This window comes from Flexistipes sp., assembly GCF_036172515.1.
Taxonomy (GTDB): Bacteria; Chrysiogenota; Deferribacteres; order Deferribacterales; family Flexistipitaceae; genus Flexistipes.
In genome coordinates, this window is sequence record NZ_JAXKVW010000026.1 from 1 (window position 1) to 19,058 (window position 19,058).

Genomic DNA, 19,058 nt, shown 5'->3' on the forward strand with positions numbered 1-19,058 from the left:
ATTTCACAGCCGAAACTCGAAACTACTGCCGCTAACCGTCTACACCCTCCTCTCATAATTGTTTTTATTTGCAAATATTTATCCACTTTACCTTCCAACACAGGGTGTGACCGCTAACCGGCTGTACGTTTCTCAGACATCGGCTGCTTCATTTGTGCAAATTACATTGAAATCAGTGTCATGTTAGCTAAGTATATGTAAAACAATACTTTTATATAATTTTTGAGGTGAGCCAGAGACAATTGAGATCAAAATTAATGGAGTTTATAACGTATTGTGCTCGCATGCATTTAACTTATTTAATACCTTTACTACCCATACTACGTCTAACAACCTCCAGCTACCTGAATAATAAATACTTTTAAAAAAAGATGACGCAGCCCGTTTTTTTTGTTAAACTTAAGATATGAAAAAGCATTACCATGGCCATAGGAGCAGGTTGAAAGAACGGTTTTCCCAAAATCCGGAATCAATGTTTGATTATGAAATAATAGAGCTGCTTCTTGGATATGTTGTGAAAGGTAAAGATGTGAAACCTATGGCCAAAGATCTTTTAAAGCATTGTGAGGGAATTTCCGGCATTTTTGGTTGTAAGTCCTCGGATATTAAAGGGCTTGGAGAGGAATCCGATTTATTTTTCCTCCTGATTCGTGAGTTTTATCGCAGAGTAAATCTGGATAAGGTTGAGAAGGAAAAATCTTTGGTTGACAGTCCGGACAAGGTATACGAATTTCTGAAATACCATATAGGCTATTCAGATAAGGAAGTTTTTGTAGTTTTGCTGCTGGATAGTTCCAATGCTGTAAAAGGGTACGAGGTTATGTCAGAAGGGACGGTCAATCAGGCAAATGTCTATCCAAGAGAAATAGCTAATAAAGCTTTACTAAAGGGTGCTACTGCAGCGATTATATGCCATAACCATCCCAGCGATAATTTAAAGCCGTCCAATGATGATTTGCGGATTACCCGTAAAATTAAAGAAGGTCTGTCTCTGTTTGACATAGCTTTGCTTGATCATCTCATTATCACAGCTCAAGGATTTTTATCTTTTAAAAGGGAAGGGTATCTATGATTTTGCCAAAAACATACTTTAAAAGGAGTATTTGATGAAGGATACTGTATTTTTGACCGGTGCAACAGGTTTTGTAGGAAGTGAAGTACAGAAGCGGCTTCTTGAAAAAAATTACCGCATAAAAGTTTTGGTAAGAGATAAAGACAGGTTAAAAGAAAACTCAGCCGATATTGTTCCGGTGGAAGGTGATGTTCTAAATCCGGAGAGTTTCAGGAAAGAAATGGAAGATGTGGATACTGTTATTCATCTTGTGGGAATAATCAGAGAGTTTCCGTCGCAAGGTATCACATTTGAAAAACTTCATTTTGAAGCGACAAAGAATGTTGTGGATACAGCTGTTAGCAACGGAATAAAACGTTTTATACATATGTCTGCCAACGGTGCCAGGGAAAATGCCGTAACGGATTATCACAAAACAAAATACAAGGCAGAGGAATATGTTAGAAATTCCGGGCTGACGTATACGATTTTCAGACCTTCACTGATATACGGCCCGGGGGACTCCTTTGTCAATATGCTGGCAGATATGATAAAGAAACTGCCTGTTTTTTCTTATTTCGGCAAAGGTGATTACAAAATGCAGCCCGTCAGTGTCTATGAAGTAGCGGAAATTTTTGCGGAAAGTATTCCGATTTCAACAATGTATGGCAAAACATATTCTGTTTGCGGTGACAAGGTTTACACTTATCGGGAACTGTTAAATGTTATAATGGATGTTATAGGTAAGAAACGTCTGCTGATTTCTGTGCCTGAGGCTTTTGTGAGTACAGGTATAGCCGTTTTTGGCGGATTCAGCTGGTTTCCCATTACAAAGGATCAGTTTATTATGCTAAAAGAGGGTAACGTTTGCACTGATGACGAAGCTTTTGAAGAAACAAATGTTAAGAAAAGGAATATGAAAGAATTGCTGAAAACTTATCTTACCTAATAGTCCGTTATTTCTTGGCTATTTTTGGATCCAGGATATCCCTCAACCCTTCTCCAAGGAGGTTATACCCCAATACTGTTACAAAAATTGCCAGTCCGGGGAAAACAGACAGCCACCAGGCAAAAGTAATATTGTCTTTTCCTGCAGTCAGAATGTTACCCCATGAGGGAGTGGGGGGTTGTACACCTAACCCCAGAAAACTTAAAGCTGATTCCGTTAGTATTGCTCCTGCAACCCCCAGTGTTGCAGCCACAAATACGGGTGTTACGACATTGGGGAGTATGTATTTTATAAGAATTTTGGTGTACGTAAGGTCCTGGAGTCTCGCAGCTGTGACATAATCTCTTGTTTTTATACTCATTGTTTCGGCTCTGACAAGCCTGGTAACCCCCATCCAGCTTGTGAGCCCTATCACAATCATTACATTGTAAACAGACGGTTCAAGGAACGTTATTACAGCCAAAATAAGAAAGAAAGCCGGAAAACAGAGCATAATATCCACAAATCTCATAATTATTGTATCAACAAACTTCCCGAAATAGCCGGCTAACAGCCCGAAAATAAGGCCGATGACAACAGATATCCCCACTGCCACAAAACCCACTGAAATGGATATTCTTGCACCGTAAACCACTCTGCTGAAAACATCTCTTCCGAGCTCATCCGTTCCGAAAAAATGCTGTGAAGAAGGGGGAGCGAGCACATTGCTCAGGTGAACAGCAGTGGGGTCGTACGGGCTTATGTATGGTGCAAATACTGCCACGATTATGAAGAATAAAACTATAAACAGCCCTGTATAAAAAAGCAGGTATTTGTTTATACCTCTGAATATTCTATTTCTTACCATATCGGATCCTCGGATCAACAACTGCGTAAAGTATATCGGCTATTAAATTTCCGGCAAGGGTTAGCAGCGCCCCGATTACAAGTATGCCCATCACAACCGGATAATCCCGCATCATTACCGACTGATAAAACAGCTGACCCATTCCGGGAATACTGAAAATGGATTCAAAAATAACACTGCCGCCTATAAGACCGGGTATTGAAAGTCCAATAATTGTTATAATGGGAAGGAGAGCGTTCTTAAGTGCATGTCTGAACAGGACTTTACCCTCACTGAGTCCGCGAGCTCTTGCCGCAGTCACATAGTCATTGTTAAGCACATCCAGCATGCTGTTTCTGGCATACCTGCTTAATCCAGCCAAACTGCCAAAGACTGATACCCCAACAGGAAGTACACTGTGCTTTGCCAAGTCAACAAATTTACCCCAAAGGCTCAACTCACTGAAATTATATGACATCAGCCCGGAAATCGGAAGCCATCCAAGTTGAATTCCGAAAAAATACATACACAACAATGCAAGCCAGAATGTCGGGACAGCAAAACCCATAAATACCATTACGGTACTTATTTTATCAAAGAACGTGTCTTTATAATAAGCGTTCATAATTCCCAAGGGGAGCGCTATAATGAAAATGAGTATTATCGACATAACGTTTAAATATATCGTATAAGGCAGCCGGTTAGCGATTTTTTCGGTTACACTCATTCCATCCAGAGCAAACGACTGTCCGAAGTCCAGCACACTTATCTTTTTTAGCCACAGCCAGTATTGAACATGAATGGGTTCATCAAGGTTATACATTTTTACTAATTTCTGAGCTGCATCGGGGGAGGCGTTCGGATTCATCGATGTCAGTAGCTGGGTGGGGTCTCCGGGAGTCATATGGATTACGGAGAAACTTATAAGAGTAATGCCTATGATAAGAGGGATCATTCCAAAAAGACGTTTAAGTATATATACAAGCAATTTATTTCACCTGTGAGTAAGAATTAAAGTGTTATACAACCCAATAATTTTTACCCAACTCTGAGCTCTTCTACAATCAAACCGAGCACATAAAATCTTATGTGATCGGTTTGCACCTCAACGACCTCCAACAACCTTAACTACCTATGATCATTGTTTAAGCTCGTATTTTCTTAAACCTTCAGGAACATACCATTCTTCAAGATTATATGTAATGCCGGCCGGGGCGGGCTCAACACCGCGGAATCTTTTATGCAATCCTACAAGTGCTTTGGAAACATACAGAAAAGTGTAAGGCTGATCTTCTGCCAGGATTTCCTGCGCTTTAAAATATAGTTGTTTTCGTTTTTCCATATCGAATGTCAGTCTGGCTTTTTCGATCAGTTTGTCCAGTTGTTCATTTTGATAACAGATAAAATTTAAGTTTTCATTTTTGCATTTTGAGGAGTGCCAGACGTTGTAAAGGTCAGGTTCCAAGGGGATAGACCAACCCATCACAAGTGCGTCAAAGTTTCTCTTGTCAATATATTCATTAATCAGGGTAGCCCATTCTATCACTCTGATTTCCACCCTTATGCCCAGTTTCTCCCAACTTTGCTGCACAATTTCAGCTATTTTTGACCTGTTGGAATTTCCCTGATTAGTCATTAGTGTGAAAGAGAATTCTTTACCATTTTTCTCGAGAATTTTATCACCATCTGTATCTTTCCAGCCTGCTTCTGCCAAAAGCTGCTTTGCCTTTTCTAAATTGTAATTGTATCTGGGGACATCAGGGTTATACCAATAGGTGCCGGGTTTGTATGGACCAGTTGCAATCTTTCCCTGTCCAAAAAGTACACTATCTATAATGCCCTTTTTAGGGGTGGCATAAGAGAGTGCCTGTCTTACTTTTTTATCTTCAAACATTTCCTTTTGAAGGTTGTAACCTATGTAGGTGTATGAGTTGGACAGGTAAGAATATTTGTTGAAATGATCTTCAAACTGAGAGGTATCCGTTTGTTTGGTATATTGAAGAGGAGACATCGACATAAGATCTATATCCTGGTTTAGCAAAGCCAAATACATCGCGGCAGTGTCAGGAATGATTTTCAGTACATATTTAGCCAGATAAGGCCTTTCCTTGAAATAATCTTTGTTGGCTTTCAGTGTAATACTTTTTCCTGGTTCCCATTTTACAAATTTAAACGGACCTGTTCCCACGGGATTTCTCTGCAGCGGAGACTGAGTGATTTTTTTACCCTCAAGCAGATGTTTGGGAAGGATTGTCATTGTCCAGCTGTTTAGTGCCGGTGCGAATGGGGTTTTATAATTTACGCGCACGGTATAATTATCGGGTATTGTTACATTATCTATAATTTGAAAGTCTGCATCGTAAGCAGTTGGCGTGTCTTCATCGATAATTGTTTGATATGTGAATTTTACATCTTCTGCAGTAAAAGGTTCACCGTCATGCCATTTAACATTTTTCTTCAAATAAAATGTGATTGTTTTTTTGTTGTCTGATATTTTCCAGTCTTTTGCCAAATCACCCACAAGCTTGAGATTTTTGTTGTATTTTAAAAGTCCGTTATAAATAAAAGAAGCTACACTGTGGGAAACAGAATCAGAAGCGAGAATGGGAATTAAGTTGCTTGCATCACCAATACTCCCTTCAAAAAGCATACCGCCGAAGGATTTTTCTGATTTAGCTTCTTCAGCTGGAGGGGTCTCTTTTTTGTTCTCAACAGTAGTTTCATTCTGCTGAGAGCATGCAAATAACAGAAAACTAAATAATAGAACTGCAAGTTTAAGATATTTTGAACAATGCATAACTATTTGCTTTCCAAAGGAACTTTTGGCTGACTTTGTTGCTGCTGTGTAGCTGGCGGTTGTTGCATTTGATTAATTACAGAACTGCCGCTTTTGTTGCTTGACAATACCGACAGCGCTATGGATGTAAAAAAGAATATTACAACCAAGACCGTTGTTACTTTGTTGATAATACTCGCAGGACTGCCCGGCCCGAACACATTGCTGGAGCCGCCGCCGAATGCTTCACTAAGGCTTGTTCCTTTTGCTGACTGCAAAAGGACTGCTATGATCAGCAAAAAACAAATAAAAATATGAATTCCCAATAATATTGCATACATTTTACACCTCTATAACGTACAATTTTGTATTATTTTACTAAAAGATTCAAACTTCAGGCTTGCTCCGCCCACAAGAGCTCCGTCTATATTTTCCATATTTATAAGCTCTTTTATATTTTCCGGTTTGACACTGCCGCCATAAATAATTTTTATTTCAGATGCAGCTTCTTCGCCGTATTTGGATTTAATAAAATCTCTGACAGCAGAGTGAATTTCTTCGGCATCCTCTTTTCCGGCTGTTTTTCCTGTTCCTATAGCCCAGACCGGCTCATAAGCTATGATAATATTGTTTAGAAATTTTTTCTCTATCCCTTTCAGGGCTTTCCCAACCTGTGAAACAGTCTGCTCTTTATGAATATGAGCTTCTCTTTCATCAAGCATTTCACCAACGCACACTATGGCATCTAAACCTTGGTCAATGCAGGAATGAAGCTTTTTGTTTATCAATTCGTCAGTTTCTCCAAGTATGTGTCTTCTTTCAGAATGACCGAGAAGTGCAAACGTACACCCTACAGATTTTAGCATTTCAACAGAAACTTCACCGGTGTATGCTCCATTTTTCTCGAAATGAACATTTTGAGATCCCAACCTGATTTCTGTTCCTGAAGATTTCAGTATTTTATAAACAGGATAAAGATTCGTATAAGAAGGGATTAAGGCAACACCAACTCTGTTATAGTCGATATTTTCTGCCGCTATTTTATCGGTCAGCTCTTGTGCCATATCAAGGGTAAGATTCATTTTCCAGTTGCCGGCAATAAAAGGTTTTCTCATTTCTTTTCACCTTCGTTTGGTTGTGTGTTTTTTCCGGAATTTTTTCCCATTTCAGTTGTTCCGTTGAATACTACCCCGTCCTCAATCACCAGTGAAGGGGTTTTTATGGTACCTGTGACCTGTGCCGGTTTATAAAGTTCAACTTTTGTTTTAGCGACAACTGTTCCTTCAAAGTTGCCGGATATTTTAACTGTTCCGGCATCTATGTCTGCTTTTACCCTGCCGGAATTAGCGATAACAAAGGTGTCATTCGTTTTTACATTGCCTTCAAAAGTTCCATCTATTCGGACAAGTCCATCAAAAGCCAGTGTACCGTTGAAACTGGTATTTTTCCCAAGAAAAGCATTTATTGTGCCGTCTTCATTTTTGGTTTTCATCATTTTTCGCCCCTTAAATCATTTATGATTCTGTTTAGTTCATCTTGGGTGGAATATTTAATCTCAATTGTTCCACCGTTTTTCTTGTGTTTTACTTCCACTTTCGTATGAAAATAGTTTTCAAGTTCTTCTTCAATGTCTTTAATAAATACGGATTTATCTTCTTTTTTCGGCTGAATATTACTACCTTTATTTAATTTTTTTATCAAGTCTTCAGTTTGTCTTACTGTTAATTTTTTTTGTAAAATTTTTCTGAAAACTTCCAGTATCGTTTCTTTATCGTTCAGGCCGAGAAGGGCTCTGGCATGTCCTTCAGATATCGAGCCTTTTTCAAGCGATTTAAGAATCTCATCCGGAAGAAAAAGGAGTCTCAGGCTGTTTGCCACGGCACTTCTGCTTTTTCCCACAACTGCTGCAACCTGTTCCTGACTGTAACCGTATTTTTCCATCAGATTCTTGTATGCTGCCGCCAGTTCGTGTGGATTGAGATTTTCCCTTTGAATGTTTTCTATTATTGCGAGTTCCAGTTTTTCCTGCTCATCCTTTATGTCCCGGACGACAACCGGCACTTTTTTTAAGCCTGCAAGTCCTGCGGCACGCCACCGTCGCTCACCTGCAATCAGTATAAATGTGTTTTCGAATTTACCTACTATCAGAGGCTGGATTACCCCTTTGCTTTTTATTGATTCCACCAGGTCATTTAGTGACTCCCGGTCGAAATTTTTGCGGGGCTGTTCGGGGTTGGGTTTAATATCCGAGATATCAAGTTCCACTACATTCTTTGTTTCCGCTTCACTTTTTGGTATTAAAGATTCCAAACCTCTTCCCAGAGGACTTTTGTTTTTCATAATCTTTTCAGTATCTCCCTTGCCAGTTCTATATAACTTTCCGAACCTTTTGACCTTATATCATAGGAAAAAATAGGTTTTCCATAGCTTGGTGCTTCACTAAGTTTTACATTTCTCGGAATAATAGTATTAAATAGTTTCTCTTTAAAATAATCTTTCACCTGAGTATGCACTTCTCTGGACAGGTTATTTCTGTGGTCATACATTGTCAATAGTATACCCTCCATTTCTAAATCCGGATTCAGGTTGTCTTTAATAAGATTTATAGTATTTATGAGCTGACTCAAGCCTTCCAGTGCATAATATTCGCATTGCAGCGGTATCATTACTGAATTGGATGCTGTAAGCGAGTTTATTGTCAGCAGCCCCAGAGAAGGAGGGCAGTCTATAATAATGATGTCATATTTATCGGTAATATTTTTTAAAGATTTTTTCAGTCTGGATTCCCTTGAAATTACTGTCACCAGTTCAACTTCAGCTCCGGTTAGTTCAATTCTGCTGGGTGCTATAAAGAGCTGATCAATTTCTGTATCTGAAATAATACTTTCAATCGGGGTGTCACTGATAATGACATCGTAGATACTTGCCTTCAGCTTGGAAGGTCTGAACCCCAAGCCGCTTGTGGCATTGGCCTGGGGATCCATATCGATTAAAAGTACTTTAAGCTCAGCAAAAGCAAGAGCGGCTGCAAGATTTACAGCAGTTGTTGTTTTGCCCACGCCGCCTTTCTGATTAGCTATAGCTACTATTTTTCCCATAACCGTAGAATTCTAATGAAATGCCTGCCAAAAATCAAGTCTTTTAAAATCTCTGACGTCACCCAATTTTTCGCAGCAAATTTTGGCAATGTGAAGTTTAAACCTTAACGTACAATAAAAAAAGGTCACTGAAGTGCAACCGCGCACTGAGCAATATTATGCAGTTTTAGTGCGCGGAAATATTTTTATTTTTCCAGCATATCTTTTGCAAGTTTCAGACTGCGCTGCAGTCTTCTCATGCTGTTTGCCAATAACCCGATTTCATCATTGGTTTTAATATTATTTTCAACATCGAGATCCCCGCCGCTCAAGCTGTCAGCAATCTCCGATAGTTTGATAATCTGATTTCCAAGTGCTCTGGTGAATAGGTATATTGTGGGAAGAACAACAAGAATTATAACTATTACTGCAATCAGCATAAGGTTTCTTACTTTTATAATCTGTGCATATGCCTCCTTGCTGGACTGCGCCACAACAAGTTTCCAGTCAAATACGGTTTTTTCAACTTTTGCCACATACTGAGTGCCGGTTTTGTCGGTAAAATGGTAAAAACCGGAGAGATTTCCTTCATCCTTGCTTTTTAATTTATAGGGTAACTGTTGCATTTTTCTGGTAAATGCAGGATTTTTATGGGCAAGAATGTAGTTCTTATTATCAAGCAAGAAGGCATAGCCGGTTTTGCCACGTGACCAGTTTGTCACATATTGGGAGATTTCTTTCAACGTCATGGCTACGGCTAAAACACCGACCCTCCTGCTATCTCTTTTTATAGGTACAGAGAGAACAAGAGCAGGTTTACCGCTGGTTTTTCCTATTAGTCTTTGCCAGGATCTGGGTTCGCCCTCTCTTATTCCTTTAACATATTTTCGGTCACTGTAATCTTTTAAGGGGTTATTATCACTTCGTGCTATATTGTTGCCCCGGATATCAGTGGAAAAAGCCAAATATACCCAGGGGTATTTTTCAGGGATTTTTTCCAGTATTTTTTTCTGCTGGGCAGGGTTCATATTTTTAAACTCTTCCATAGATGCCAGAAGATTTAACTGTCTGAAATTAAAGTTTATCCATGTTTGAAGATAATTGGATAAATCCTTCGATGTATCTGTTAGTATTTTTTCTGTATTCTGTATCATGTTTTTTGAAAAATAACTGTAGGTTCTAACCCAGATAGCTATAATAATACCGAAAGATATGAGGAAAATAAGAAGTATTTTAGCTTTTACGCTAAAAAATTTTGATTTTTCAATTTCATTCATTTTAGACACTTGACTTTCAGCCATTTTACTCCCCTTCTAAATATTTGTTTATTTCATTTAAATAACTTGCTTTATCTTCTTCATCCGCAATATATTTTGTGTATGATATAAGTTTGTCCCCAAAAATTCTTTTGTCTGTTGTGGAAAGAAGATCTTTTTTTACGGCAGGAACAGACAGAGGACCCAGATATTTCTTCAGAATGGCATTCAGATTTTCATCCAGTTCCAGATTGTTGTGATGTTTGGAATTATTGGCCTCTTTTGAAGAAATGCCCAATACAGAAAGATCAAAATCGGGCGGATGCACTATACTGACATAATTGTTTTTTAAAAAGTCCTTTATTATTTCCACAGCATCGCTGTCACTGATGCCAAGTTTACTTATTATATCGGACACTTTTCTTTTTCCGTCAAGGTGAAGAAAAAATCTTCGTGTTAAAATATCATTGTATTTTATTTTTGAAAGCTTGACGTTTTTTGAGAGAACTATCTCCCCTGTATCTTCAATCATAAGTATTAGTTAGCACACAGTTATAAAAATATCAAGCTTTAAATCAGCAAAATATCGTTATATTTCTAAGTAGGGTGATTTTATTGCAAAGAAGGTTTCTGGTTTAATATTCAGTTAACTTTTTGCTTTTTAATCAATTTTGCTATGCATTCTATATGATATGTTCCAGGGAACAGATCAAGAAGGTAGAATTTATCCATATAGTAGTGCTCGCCAATTCTGTGGATGTCCCGGGACATTGTCATAGGATTACAGGAAACATAGATGAAACTTTCCGGTTTTTTTCGTTTTATAAATTCTGTTACGTTTTTTCCCATTCCTTTTCTGCCCGGATTGGCGAGGATTGTATCAAATGAAACTGAAATTCTGAGAATATTTCTGTCTACATCTTCCTTTTGAAAGCATGCGTTGGGAATTTTAGCTTTTTTTGCCAGTGATACTGATTCTCCGGATATTTCATAAGCGTTTATGTGTTTTGCTTTCACGGCCGCAGCCAGGGTTAAAAATCCTGATCCGGCGTACAGTTCCAGCAAACGGCTGCCCTCCGGGATCATATCTGCGACAGTTTTTTGAAAATCATCCGTGAGAAATCTGTTGGATTGTGAAAAACCGTTGAAACCGGTATAAAATGTTCCGAATGCAGTTTTTACAGGGATGCATTTTGCACCCTCTATGCCGGCCGGTGTTGAAATCCCGTCAAATATTTTCAGTAATTGTTCTCTGGTGCTGTTGCTGAAATTACAGTCTGTTTTCAGCAGTGCTTTGTTTTCTTCATTTTCAATTACATATATTTTCCCGTCTTTGATTTTGTCTGTGTAATCTTTTAGTGCGTTAATTTTACTCATTAAAGAAGGTTTCATTACAGGGCATTCTTCTACCTGGACTATGTCATGACTTTTGGGCTTGAGAAAACCGATTTTTCCGTTTTTCACTTTTATATTTACTCTGAACCTATAATTCAAAGGTTCATTTGAAAGAAAACTGTCTATCTTGAAATCTTCACGTTTTCTGAAAGCGTTTTTGACAATCTGTTTTTTTATTATTATCTGGGAGTCATGATTTATATGTCCAAAAAGACAGCTGCCGCATTCCCCGATATGCCGGCAGTATTTTTCACCGCGGTGATCTGAATAGCTGTTGATTTTCAGCAGCCTGCCGAAGGAATATTTCTTTTTTTCCTCAACAATGTCTATGGTGACATTATCCCCTTGAACGGTAAAAGGAACAAAGACTGTTTTTCCTGATATTCTGCCCACACCGTAGCCTTCATAAGCTGTATCGGTTATATCCAATGTATGAGTATTCATGACGCCGTGTTCAGAAAAGCTCTGTCCCAGTCTTTGTTTACAGGGTCAAAACCTTTATCTTTCAACGATTGGACAAATTCGGCTACAGACCTGTCATCTTCCACTTCAAACTGCTCACCCGTATGCTTTTCATTATGGTAGCCTCCGGGCTCCGTTTTGGAACCGGCGCTCATCTGTGTTACGCCGAGCGGCAGAATATTATCCCTGAAGTCAGCAGGCTCCCTTGTGGAAATAACCAGCCCAGCGTCATTTTTAAAAATTCTTAAGGCAAGCATACACTGGACCAGGTTCTTGTCACTGATAAACTGGTGGGGAGTAAAATTGCCGGCGGCTTTCCTGATTCTGGGGAATGAAATTGTAAAATGTGTTTTCCAGTAATTTTTCATCAGATAATCTGCATGCATTCCCACGAAGAACTCTTCCGTTCTGAAATCTTCAAGACCCATCAGAGCACCTATACCGACTGTTCTTATCCCTGCACTGGCTCCTCTTTCCGGTGATTCCAGCCTCCATAAATAATTGCGTTTCTTTCCTGCAGGATGCACCTGTGAATAGGTCTTTTCATTATACGTTTCCTGATAAATTGTAAGTCCGTCAACGCCTTCTTTATAAAGCTCGTAATAATTTTTTTCAGACAAAGGGTATATTTCAATGGATATGGATGAAAAGTATTTCCTGCATATATTTACAGCTTCTTTCAAATACTCCATATTCACAACATTCGGGGATTCCCCGGAAACCAGAAGTATATGGCGTATCCCCTGAGAAGATATAATTGTGGCTTCCTTTTCGATTTCACTAAAACTCAGAGTTTTTCGCTCGATATCATTTTTTCTGTTAAAACCGCAGTAGACACATGAATTGGTACATTCGTTTGAAAGATAAATAGGTGCATATAGTTTTATTGTTTTACCAAAACGCTGTCTTGTTATTTTACTTGCGGTTGACGCCATTTCTTCAAGCAAATTCTCAGCTGCGGGGCTCAGCAGAGTGGCAAAATCTTCAGCGGACTTTTCCGGTTTTGACAAAGCATTTTTCACATGTATGCTTTCTCTTGAATAAATAAAGTCTTTGATTCTATCCCACGTAAATTTTTCCTGCAACATTTTGTAAAAACTCAATATTTACTCTCCTTTTTAATCTCTTAAAAAACCTGTAAGCGGACTTGATGCTGATGCTTTGTCCTGTTCGGCGGGCTGACCCGCACTTATTGCCGTACACACCGCTTCAACAGCTAAACCAAAAGCTTTTGCCATTTTAACCGGATCCTCCGCTGTGGCAATGGCAGTGTTCACCAGCACAGCATCAGCTCCAAGTTCAAAAGCTTCACAGGCATGACTTATTTTTCCTATACCTGCATCAACAACAACCGGTATTTGTGACTGCTCTATAATAATTTTAATATTTTCCACTGTTTTTAAACCCTTATTACTGCCTATTGGTGCTCCCAGAGGCATTACGGTTACTGTTCCTATATCTTCGAGCCGCTTTGCCAGCACCGGATCGGCATTAATATACGGCAGAACGTTAAATCCGTCTTTTACCAGAATCTCGGCAGCTTTGTAAGTTTCCACAGGGTCGGGAAGAAGATAATTAGGGTCAGGTGTTACCTCCAGTTTGACCCATGGCTCACAGCCGGCTGCTCTGGCCAGTCTGCTCAATCTTACAGCTTCTTCTGCATCTCTGGCTCCGGAGGTGTTGGGCAGCAGAAGATATTTATCGGTGTCTATATGTGATAATATATTGTCTTCCGGATTATTAATATCAACGCGTCTTAACGCCACTGTAATAATTTCAGCACCGCTCGCCTCCAGTGCATTTTTCATGACGGTATTGGACGGAAATTTCCCTGTGCCTATCATCAACCTGCTCCGGAATGTTCTGCCTGCTATTTCCAGTTTGTTCTGAAACATTGTTCCTCCATTTTTATGTTAATGACTAAAATATAATTTTACCAGTAGTCTGTAAACATAAGAATTATATAAATTCTATTTATTTCACTTATATTTCAAGTTTTGCAATCACATAGCAAAGTGCGAAACTTGAGCCATATTTATTTCTTTTGATTCACTTTACGCCAACCTGTGTTTTTAAAAAATTCAGCAAACTTTAGCCTAAATATTAGGCTCTGCAGTTTAAATGTCAAATAATAAAAAAATATTTAAAAAACTTTTTTCTTAAGTATAATACTGCAACTTTAAGGGGGACCGGTGAAATACAGAGAGAGAATTTTAAGTTTATTGGCTGTACCCACAAGGTTTGCTAAGTTTTATCTGTTTCTGCTTTTATTTCTGGGACTTTCTTTTTTAAGCATCTACTTTGTATATAAGAAAATCGGCGGCAATAGTTTTGTATTTGATAAACAGCTGCTTTCATTTGATTTTCTGACATATATTTTGATTTTATTAATATTATATTTCCTTTTTGATGGCTTGAGACTGTATTTTGTGCTGAGAAGTATAAATGAAAAGGTACCGTTCAGAAACATTTTTAAATTAGTATTTATAAATATTTTTATTTCCAATGTAACACCTCTGGCAACCGGCGGAGGATTTGTTCAGATATTTTATCTTACCAAAAATGGTGTCCCCATGGGTAAAGCTTCGGCGGCTACGCTTATACGTACATTTCTGGCTGTTATATTTTTATTTATCGCAGCACCCCTTATAGTCTTTTTTGCTAAAATAGATCAGTTTTCCTACTTTTTGACCGATAGCATTTATACATATATTTTTATAATTCTGGCTTTATATTTTCTGGCATTTTATGTTGTGGTTTTTAAAAAAAGATACATTTGCTGCATTGTATATCTCTTTCTCAGACTTTTGCGTAAAATGCATTTTATCTCTCATTCCCGATTTTGCAGGTATAAATTCAAATCGATAAAGCAGATTATTTTATTTTCCAAAAGTCTTGCATGGTTTTTGCAGGGTGACATTAGATTTGTAGTATCCTCAATATTTTTTACTTTTATGTTTTTGATGTCTCTATTTACTTTTTCTGCTATAATTTTATGGCAGTTGGGCTATACTGTCGGCTATTTCGATATTGTGGGACTGCAGGTTGTTATTACATTCTTAATGTATTTTGCTCCCACCCCCGGAGCTTCAGGTGTTGCAGAAGGCGCTTACAGTATTCTTTTTTCAAGTTTTGTGTCCCAAAGCGATATAACACTTGTTACTGTAGCCTGGAGGTTCTTTACAATCTATCTCGGCGTTTTTATCGGAATGGTTGTTTTATATTGGGATCTTTTTCGTAAAGGTAAAAAGAGATGAAAGGAAAGAAACGCAAACTTAAAATTTTCTTTTATATAGATCTTCTCATTATTGCCATGCTTGTCGGTTATAAAGGGTATCTATATCTTTTTAAAACCAATTTTGAAGCACTCAATGTAAAAAATATTTCAGAAATTACAGAAATGCTGGGCAGCAGAGAGTCATTCAGTTTTGCTGTGATCGGAAATATACATAATTCCATAGGTGTTTTTGAAAAGAAGATTGTTCCGAGGATAAATTCTTCGGAAGCATCTTTTATGATTTCTGTCGGCAATGCTGTAAGTGACGGCGGAGAAGATAAATACATATCCATTTATTCCGGGCTGGAGATGCTTAATATTCCGTATGTTCTTACATTCGGTGTCAATGAGTACAGCAATTTTGGAAGTTTTAAGTTTTATGAATACTTCGGTCCTTATTACTTCAGTTTTAAAGCCGGCAGTACGCATTTTATTTTTCTGGATACTACGAAAAAAACATCCTTTATTTGGCAGAAAAAATGGCTTTCGGATAAACTGGCAGGGCTAAAAGATGAAAAAGTTTTTGTTTTTATGTGCAAAGCTCCTTTGGAGATAGATGTCTCCGGTATATTCGGCAATGAGTCAGATTATATATCTGAAGAAGACCGGCGCAAATTTTATCAAAATACCTTTTCACGCTTTAATGTGGATGCTGTATTTGCAGATAATCTGGGAATTTATCACAGGAAAGAAATTAACGGTGTCACTTATCTGGTTACAGGCGGCGGCGGAGGTTTTGTCCTGGATGATGAGAGAAGTTTCTATCATTTTCTGAAGGTTAATGTCTCAGGAGACAAGGTTTCTTATGAAGTGGTAAGAATTGGGGCATCCAGAAGCGGTTTTGTGGAAAGGCTGGAAAATTTGTGGTTGTTCATTCATTCGCTCTTTTATGTGGGGTTCCTGAATTTTCTGCTTATACTGTGTCTGTTTTTGCTTATTGCTGTTAAGCTTTACGATGCTGTTTTTGTGGAAAAAAATTATTATCAGGACTTCGACATAGATCCGGAACTTTTTGCCGGAAAAAAGATAAATGTGGCTATGTTTACCAATAATTATCTTCCTTTTATCGGCGGAGTTCCTGTTTCCATCCATCGGCTGAAAACCGGACTTAAAAAACTGGGAAACAGGGTTCTTATTTTTGCTCCTGACTATGGAGAGGAGGAAAAGGGTGATAAGGCTGATGTATACAGAGTTAAATCACTTTTTCATTACAGTAAGTTCAGGGACTTTCCCGTTGCCAATATTTTTTCAGGAAAGATATATAAAAGGCTGAAAATTTTTAATCCCGATATTATCCATGTCCACCACCCTTTCTGGATGGGACGTAAAGGGTATTATATGGCTAAAAAACTGAATGTGCCGCTTGTTTTTACATATCATACGCGTTTGGAGCTGTATGCTCATTATGTGCCGCTGCCAGGAATGCTTTTTAGGAATCTTATTTCACATTATATGGTAAGAAAATTTGCAAACAGATGTGATGGGGTAGTTGTTCCGACTTATTCGGCTGAAGAGTATCTCCGTGCTGTCGGAGTGAAAACACATATTACTGTTTTGCCCACCGGAATTGATTTTAAAAAATTTGAATCTATAGATAAATCAAAAGCTGAGGAAATAAGATCACGATATGTTTCGGATAATGAGTATTTACTTGTTACGGTTTCAAGACTGGGCAAAGAGAAAAATCTTGATTTTCTCCTTGACACTATCGCTTTTGTAAAAGAGAAAGCAGATTTTGATTTTAGGCTTATAATGCTTGGCGAAGGCCCGTACAGAGACGAACTGGAAAAGAAGATTGATGCTCTCAATCTTGGAAGTACGGTTTTTTTGACCGGAGCAGTTGAGCCTGATGATATGGGATATTATTATTCAGCCGCCGATCTTTTTGTTTTCACATCAAAATCCGAAACCCAGGGGATGGTTATTCTGGAAGCCATGTCCGCCGGATTACCGGTTCTCTCGGTGAGGTCGAGCGGTATCGATGATGTCGTCCAGAATGATTTCACCGGTTATAAAACTAAAGAAGATCCTAAGGTTTGGCTGGAAAAGCTTGAAAAGATACTTACCGACAAAAAGTTGTATATGAAACTTTCTGCAAATGCTCAAGATTTTGCTTCACACTATTCAACAGATGAAATTGCCGGTAAAATGCACGAATTTTATGCCCGCCTGCTGGCCGGCAGGCAATCCGATAAAAACAAATAAATTATTTGTTTACCTGTACATCATCATTTGGGTTGTTGGTGTCTTCTTCACTTTTATCAGACCACTCCTCCGTTTTCCCGCTTTGGGGTTTTGTAACTTTCTGGCATTTTTCGCAAATGGTCTGGCTTACAGGATTTTGATGCCCGCATTCACTGCATATCCATCCAAACCAGTCATGCGCTTCATTGGATACATTTTCACTCATTCTGACGCCACCTCCTTTTAGTATAACTATGTTAACAGAAAAGTAATTTGTCAATGTATTCGTGTTAAATGTTAAGTGTGAAGTAGGGAGGTTGTAAAGGTCGTAAGGGTTTTACGGGTTGTACAGGTAGTATAAGTTGTAGATGTCTCAAGATAGCAAGGTTTTAATTTCACTAACATTGAACCTTGAACTTTGAACATTGAACTAAATTTGCCGTGTTTCATGAATTGCTCAAGGCTTTTTGAATATCAATCATTATCATTTATCAAATAGTTCTTCTTAAACGTTGTCTTTTTGTCAAAAGACTTGAGCTGTTTTCTGCCCAGGTCCTTTACCAGTTTTTTCCTGTTGTCCTTTGCCTGTTTCATTGCTCTGCTTCCAGACGGGTCATAACGCGTAAACTGCGTGAAGCCGTTTTCAACTGAAGCTTGGGCATAATCTTTAGCTTTTTCCTGATACTGCACACATCGTTCTTTGAAATCAGGAATTTGTTTGGCTCTGATGAATTTCGACAATTCGGATAATTTAAATATGCTCATGTACTTTATGCTGCGTTTTAAGATATTCATTTCACGGGAAAAATAATTTTTATCGACACTCATTGTTGTCAAAAAATGATCACCGTAAAAGACAGAATTGTCCAGAAGGTATGTAAGTGTATGCTTTAGTTTTTTGTCATTGTAGGAATCTTCAGCACTTTCAACCAGGAAATGTGATAAAACTTTTTTTCTGCTGTATAAAAGGTAATTTTGCGGGACAAGGTAGTTATGGGCAATTACATCGGCTGACAAGTGCCCTGCATATCCGTGACAGAAAGCTTTCTCATCATCCGTTTCAGCATTGTTGAACAGCTTGGAGACAGTACTCCAGCTGTGTGTCTTAAGATTTTTTTTGAATTGTGATATATCCTTGAAAAGGTTGAAAAAATCGGGGAAAATGTTTCCCAGAAGAAAATGTATGGGATAATTTTTTATGATATAAAAATTAGTGGTTTCCAGTATATCCAGGCCTATTTTTATATGGGTATTGAAACCCCAGCAGAAACCGGAATCCACAAAAGCAAAAAGGAACACTAAGGAAAGTAATATTTTCAGCAAGTTGACTACCTCTTGTGTATTTTAATTTTTTTTAAGTTCATCATAGAACAATGTAATCAATAATATTCTTTTTTAAAGGTATTTTTTGCATAAGCAGATTCGCATAAATTATTAACACAAGTTTCACACTTGCACTTATTGCACGTCTTTGTTCACCCTGTTAAATATCAGCTTCGCTGATTGCCTGTGGCATTTAACAGGGCAGGGAGTGAGAGCAACGAAGCAATCTCTCTTTTTATATCATTTTGAGATTGCCACAACCCTGTTTTCACAGGGTTTCGCAATGACACAGAGAAGTGCGAAACTTGAGTATTAATATATAGAGGGAGATCCCTCGGCTTCGCTCGGGATGACATAAAACACTGTCATCGTATATTAAGAAAGTAGGAAAAATTGTTTAACAGGCTATTAAAAAGTTGTATAAGGTTCCAGAGCACTGAAGGTGATAAAGGACATAATTGTCATTGGTTCAACGAAACCGT

19 protein-coding genes are annotated in these 19,058 nt (G+C 38.2%); 4 read left to right on the plus strand and 15 right to left on the minus strand.

The window, feature by feature from the left end; all coding sequences use genetic code 11:
* Positions 1-406 precede the first annotated feature (406 nt).
* Both UMU13_RS11400 and UMU13_RS11405 read left to right on the plus strand, forming a co-directional pair.
* On the plus strand, positions 407-1,072 hold the full coding sequence (locus UMU13_RS11400) for a JAB domain-containing protein (protein ID WP_328219223.1): 666 nt from the start codon (positions 407-409) through the stop codon (positions 1,070-1,072).
* Positions 1,073-1,106: 34 nt separating this feature from the next.
* Positions 1,107-2,000, plus strand: a complete 894-nt coding sequence (locus UMU13_RS11405; protein WP_328219225.1) for a complex I NDUFA9 subunit family protein — start codon at positions 1,107-1,109, stop codon at positions 1,998-2,000.
* 7 nt (positions 2,001-2,007) lie between these two features.
* On the opposite strand, the gene UMU13_RS11410 is transcribed toward UMU13_RS11405, so the two are convergent.
* From UMU13_RS11410 to UMU13_RS11470, 13 genes are all read right to left on the minus strand, one after another.
* A complete protein-coding gene (locus UMU13_RS11410; protein WP_328219228.1) occupies positions 2,008-2,847 on the minus strand; it encodes an ABC transporter permease in 840 nt (279 codons plus the stop codon).
* Positions 2,834-3,814, minus strand: coding sequence for an ABC transporter permease (locus UMU13_RS11415; RefSeq protein WP_328219229.1), 981 nt, complete (start codon positions 3,812-3,814; stop codon positions 2,834-2,836). Before UMU13_RS11415 ends, UMU13_RS11410 begins: the two co-directional genes overlap by 14 nt.
* Positions 3,815-3,964: 150 nt before the next feature.
* Entirely contained in the window at positions 3,965-5,623 is a 1,659-nt protein-coding gene (locus tag UMU13_RS11420; protein WP_328219232.1) for a peptide-binding protein, read from the minus strand.
* Positions 5,624-5,625: 2 nt separating this feature from the next.
* Complete coding sequence (gene secG, locus UMU13_RS11425; protein WP_328219234.1) at positions 5,626-5,943, minus strand: preprotein translocase subunit SecG; 318 nt, start codon at positions 5,941-5,943, stop codon at positions 5,626-5,628.
* A 9-nt stretch (positions 5,944-5,952) separates the two neighbouring features.
* Positions 5,953-6,717 carry a triose-phosphate isomerase gene (gene tpiA, locus UMU13_RS11430; RefSeq protein WP_328219235.1) on the minus strand — a complete coding sequence of 255 codons (765 nt, stop codon included), beginning with the start codon at positions 6,715-6,717 and terminating at the stop codon, positions 5,953-5,955.
* Positions 6,714-7,097, minus strand: a complete 384-nt coding sequence (locus UMU13_RS11435; RefSeq protein WP_328219236.1) for a bactofilin family protein — start codon at positions 7,095-7,097, stop codon at positions 6,714-6,716. The genes tpiA and UMU13_RS11435 overlap by 4 nt, the downstream gene beginning before the upstream one ends.
* Entirely contained in the window at positions 7,094-7,942 is an 849-nt protein-coding gene (locus tag UMU13_RS11440; protein ID WP_328219237.1) for a ParB/RepB/Spo0J family partition protein, read from the minus strand. Before UMU13_RS11440 ends, UMU13_RS11435 begins: the two co-directional genes overlap by 4 nt.
* The gene (locus UMU13_RS11445) at positions 7,939-8,700 is read right to left on the minus strand and encodes a ParA family protein (RefSeq protein ID WP_328219238.1); all 762 of its coding nucleotides are present in this window, start codon (positions 8,698-8,700) and stop codon (positions 7,939-7,941) included. The genes UMU13_RS11440 and UMU13_RS11445 overlap by 4 nt, the downstream gene beginning before the upstream one ends.
* 185 nt (positions 8,701-8,885) lie before the next feature.
* The gene (locus tag UMU13_RS11450; protein WP_328219239.1) at positions 8,886-9,980 is read right to left on the minus strand and encodes a HAMP domain-containing protein; all 1,095 of its coding nucleotides are present in this window, start codon (positions 9,978-9,980) and stop codon (positions 8,886-8,888) included.
* 1 nt (position 9,981) lies between these two features.
* The gene (locus UMU13_RS11455) at positions 9,982-10,467 is read right to left on the minus strand and encodes a hypothetical protein (protein WP_328219240.1); all 486 of its coding nucleotides are present in this window, start codon (positions 10,465-10,467) and stop codon (positions 9,982-9,984) included.
* Between the two features lie 110 nt (positions 10,468-10,577).
* Complete coding sequence (locus UMU13_RS11460) at positions 10,578-11,774, minus strand: class I SAM-dependent RNA methyltransferase (RefSeq protein ID WP_328219241.1); 1,197 nt, start codon at positions 11,772-11,774, stop codon at positions 10,578-10,580.
* Positions 11,771-12,895, minus strand: a complete 1,125-nt coding sequence (gene thiH / locus UMU13_RS11465; RefSeq protein ID WP_328219243.1) for a 2-iminoacetate synthase ThiH — start codon at positions 12,893-12,895, stop codon at positions 11,771-11,773. Before thiH ends, UMU13_RS11460 begins: the two co-directional genes overlap by 4 nt.
* 15 nt (positions 12,896-12,910) lie before the next feature.
* Positions 12,911-13,687 carry a thiazole synthase gene (locus UMU13_RS11470; RefSeq protein ID WP_328219244.1) on the minus strand — a complete coding sequence of 259 codons (777 nt, stop codon included), beginning with the start codon at positions 13,685-13,687 and terminating at the stop codon, positions 12,911-12,913.
* Between the two features lie 297 nt (positions 13,688-13,984).
* On the opposite strand from UMU13_RS11470, the gene UMU13_RS11475 reads away from it, so the two are divergent.
* Positions 13,985-15,049: a lysylphosphatidylglycerol synthase transmembrane domain-containing protein gene (locus tag UMU13_RS11475; RefSeq protein ID WP_328219246.1), complete on the plus strand. Its 1,065-nt coding sequence runs from the start codon at positions 13,985-13,987 to the stop codon at positions 15,047-15,049.
* Complete coding sequence (locus tag UMU13_RS11480) at positions 15,046-17,274, plus strand: glycosyltransferase family 4 protein (protein ID WP_328219247.1); 2,229 nt, start codon at positions 15,046-15,048, stop codon at positions 17,272-17,274. Before UMU13_RS11475 ends, UMU13_RS11480 begins: the two co-directional genes overlap by 4 nt.
* 1 nt (position 17,275) lies before the next feature.
* On the opposite strand, the gene UMU13_RS11485 is transcribed toward UMU13_RS11480, so the two are convergent.
* Both UMU13_RS11485 and UMU13_RS11490 read right to left on the minus strand, forming a co-directional pair.
* On the minus strand, positions 17,276-17,479 hold the full coding sequence (locus UMU13_RS11485; RefSeq protein ID WP_273266833.1) for a hypothetical protein: 204 nt from the start codon (positions 17,477-17,479) through the stop codon (positions 17,276-17,278).
* 248 nt (positions 17,480-17,727) lie between these two features.
* Positions 17,728-18,576, minus strand: a complete 849-nt coding sequence (locus UMU13_RS11490; RefSeq protein ID WP_328219249.1) for a zinc dependent phospholipase C family protein — start codon at positions 18,574-18,576, stop codon at positions 17,728-17,730.
* Positions 18,577-19,058 lie beyond the last annotated feature (482 nt).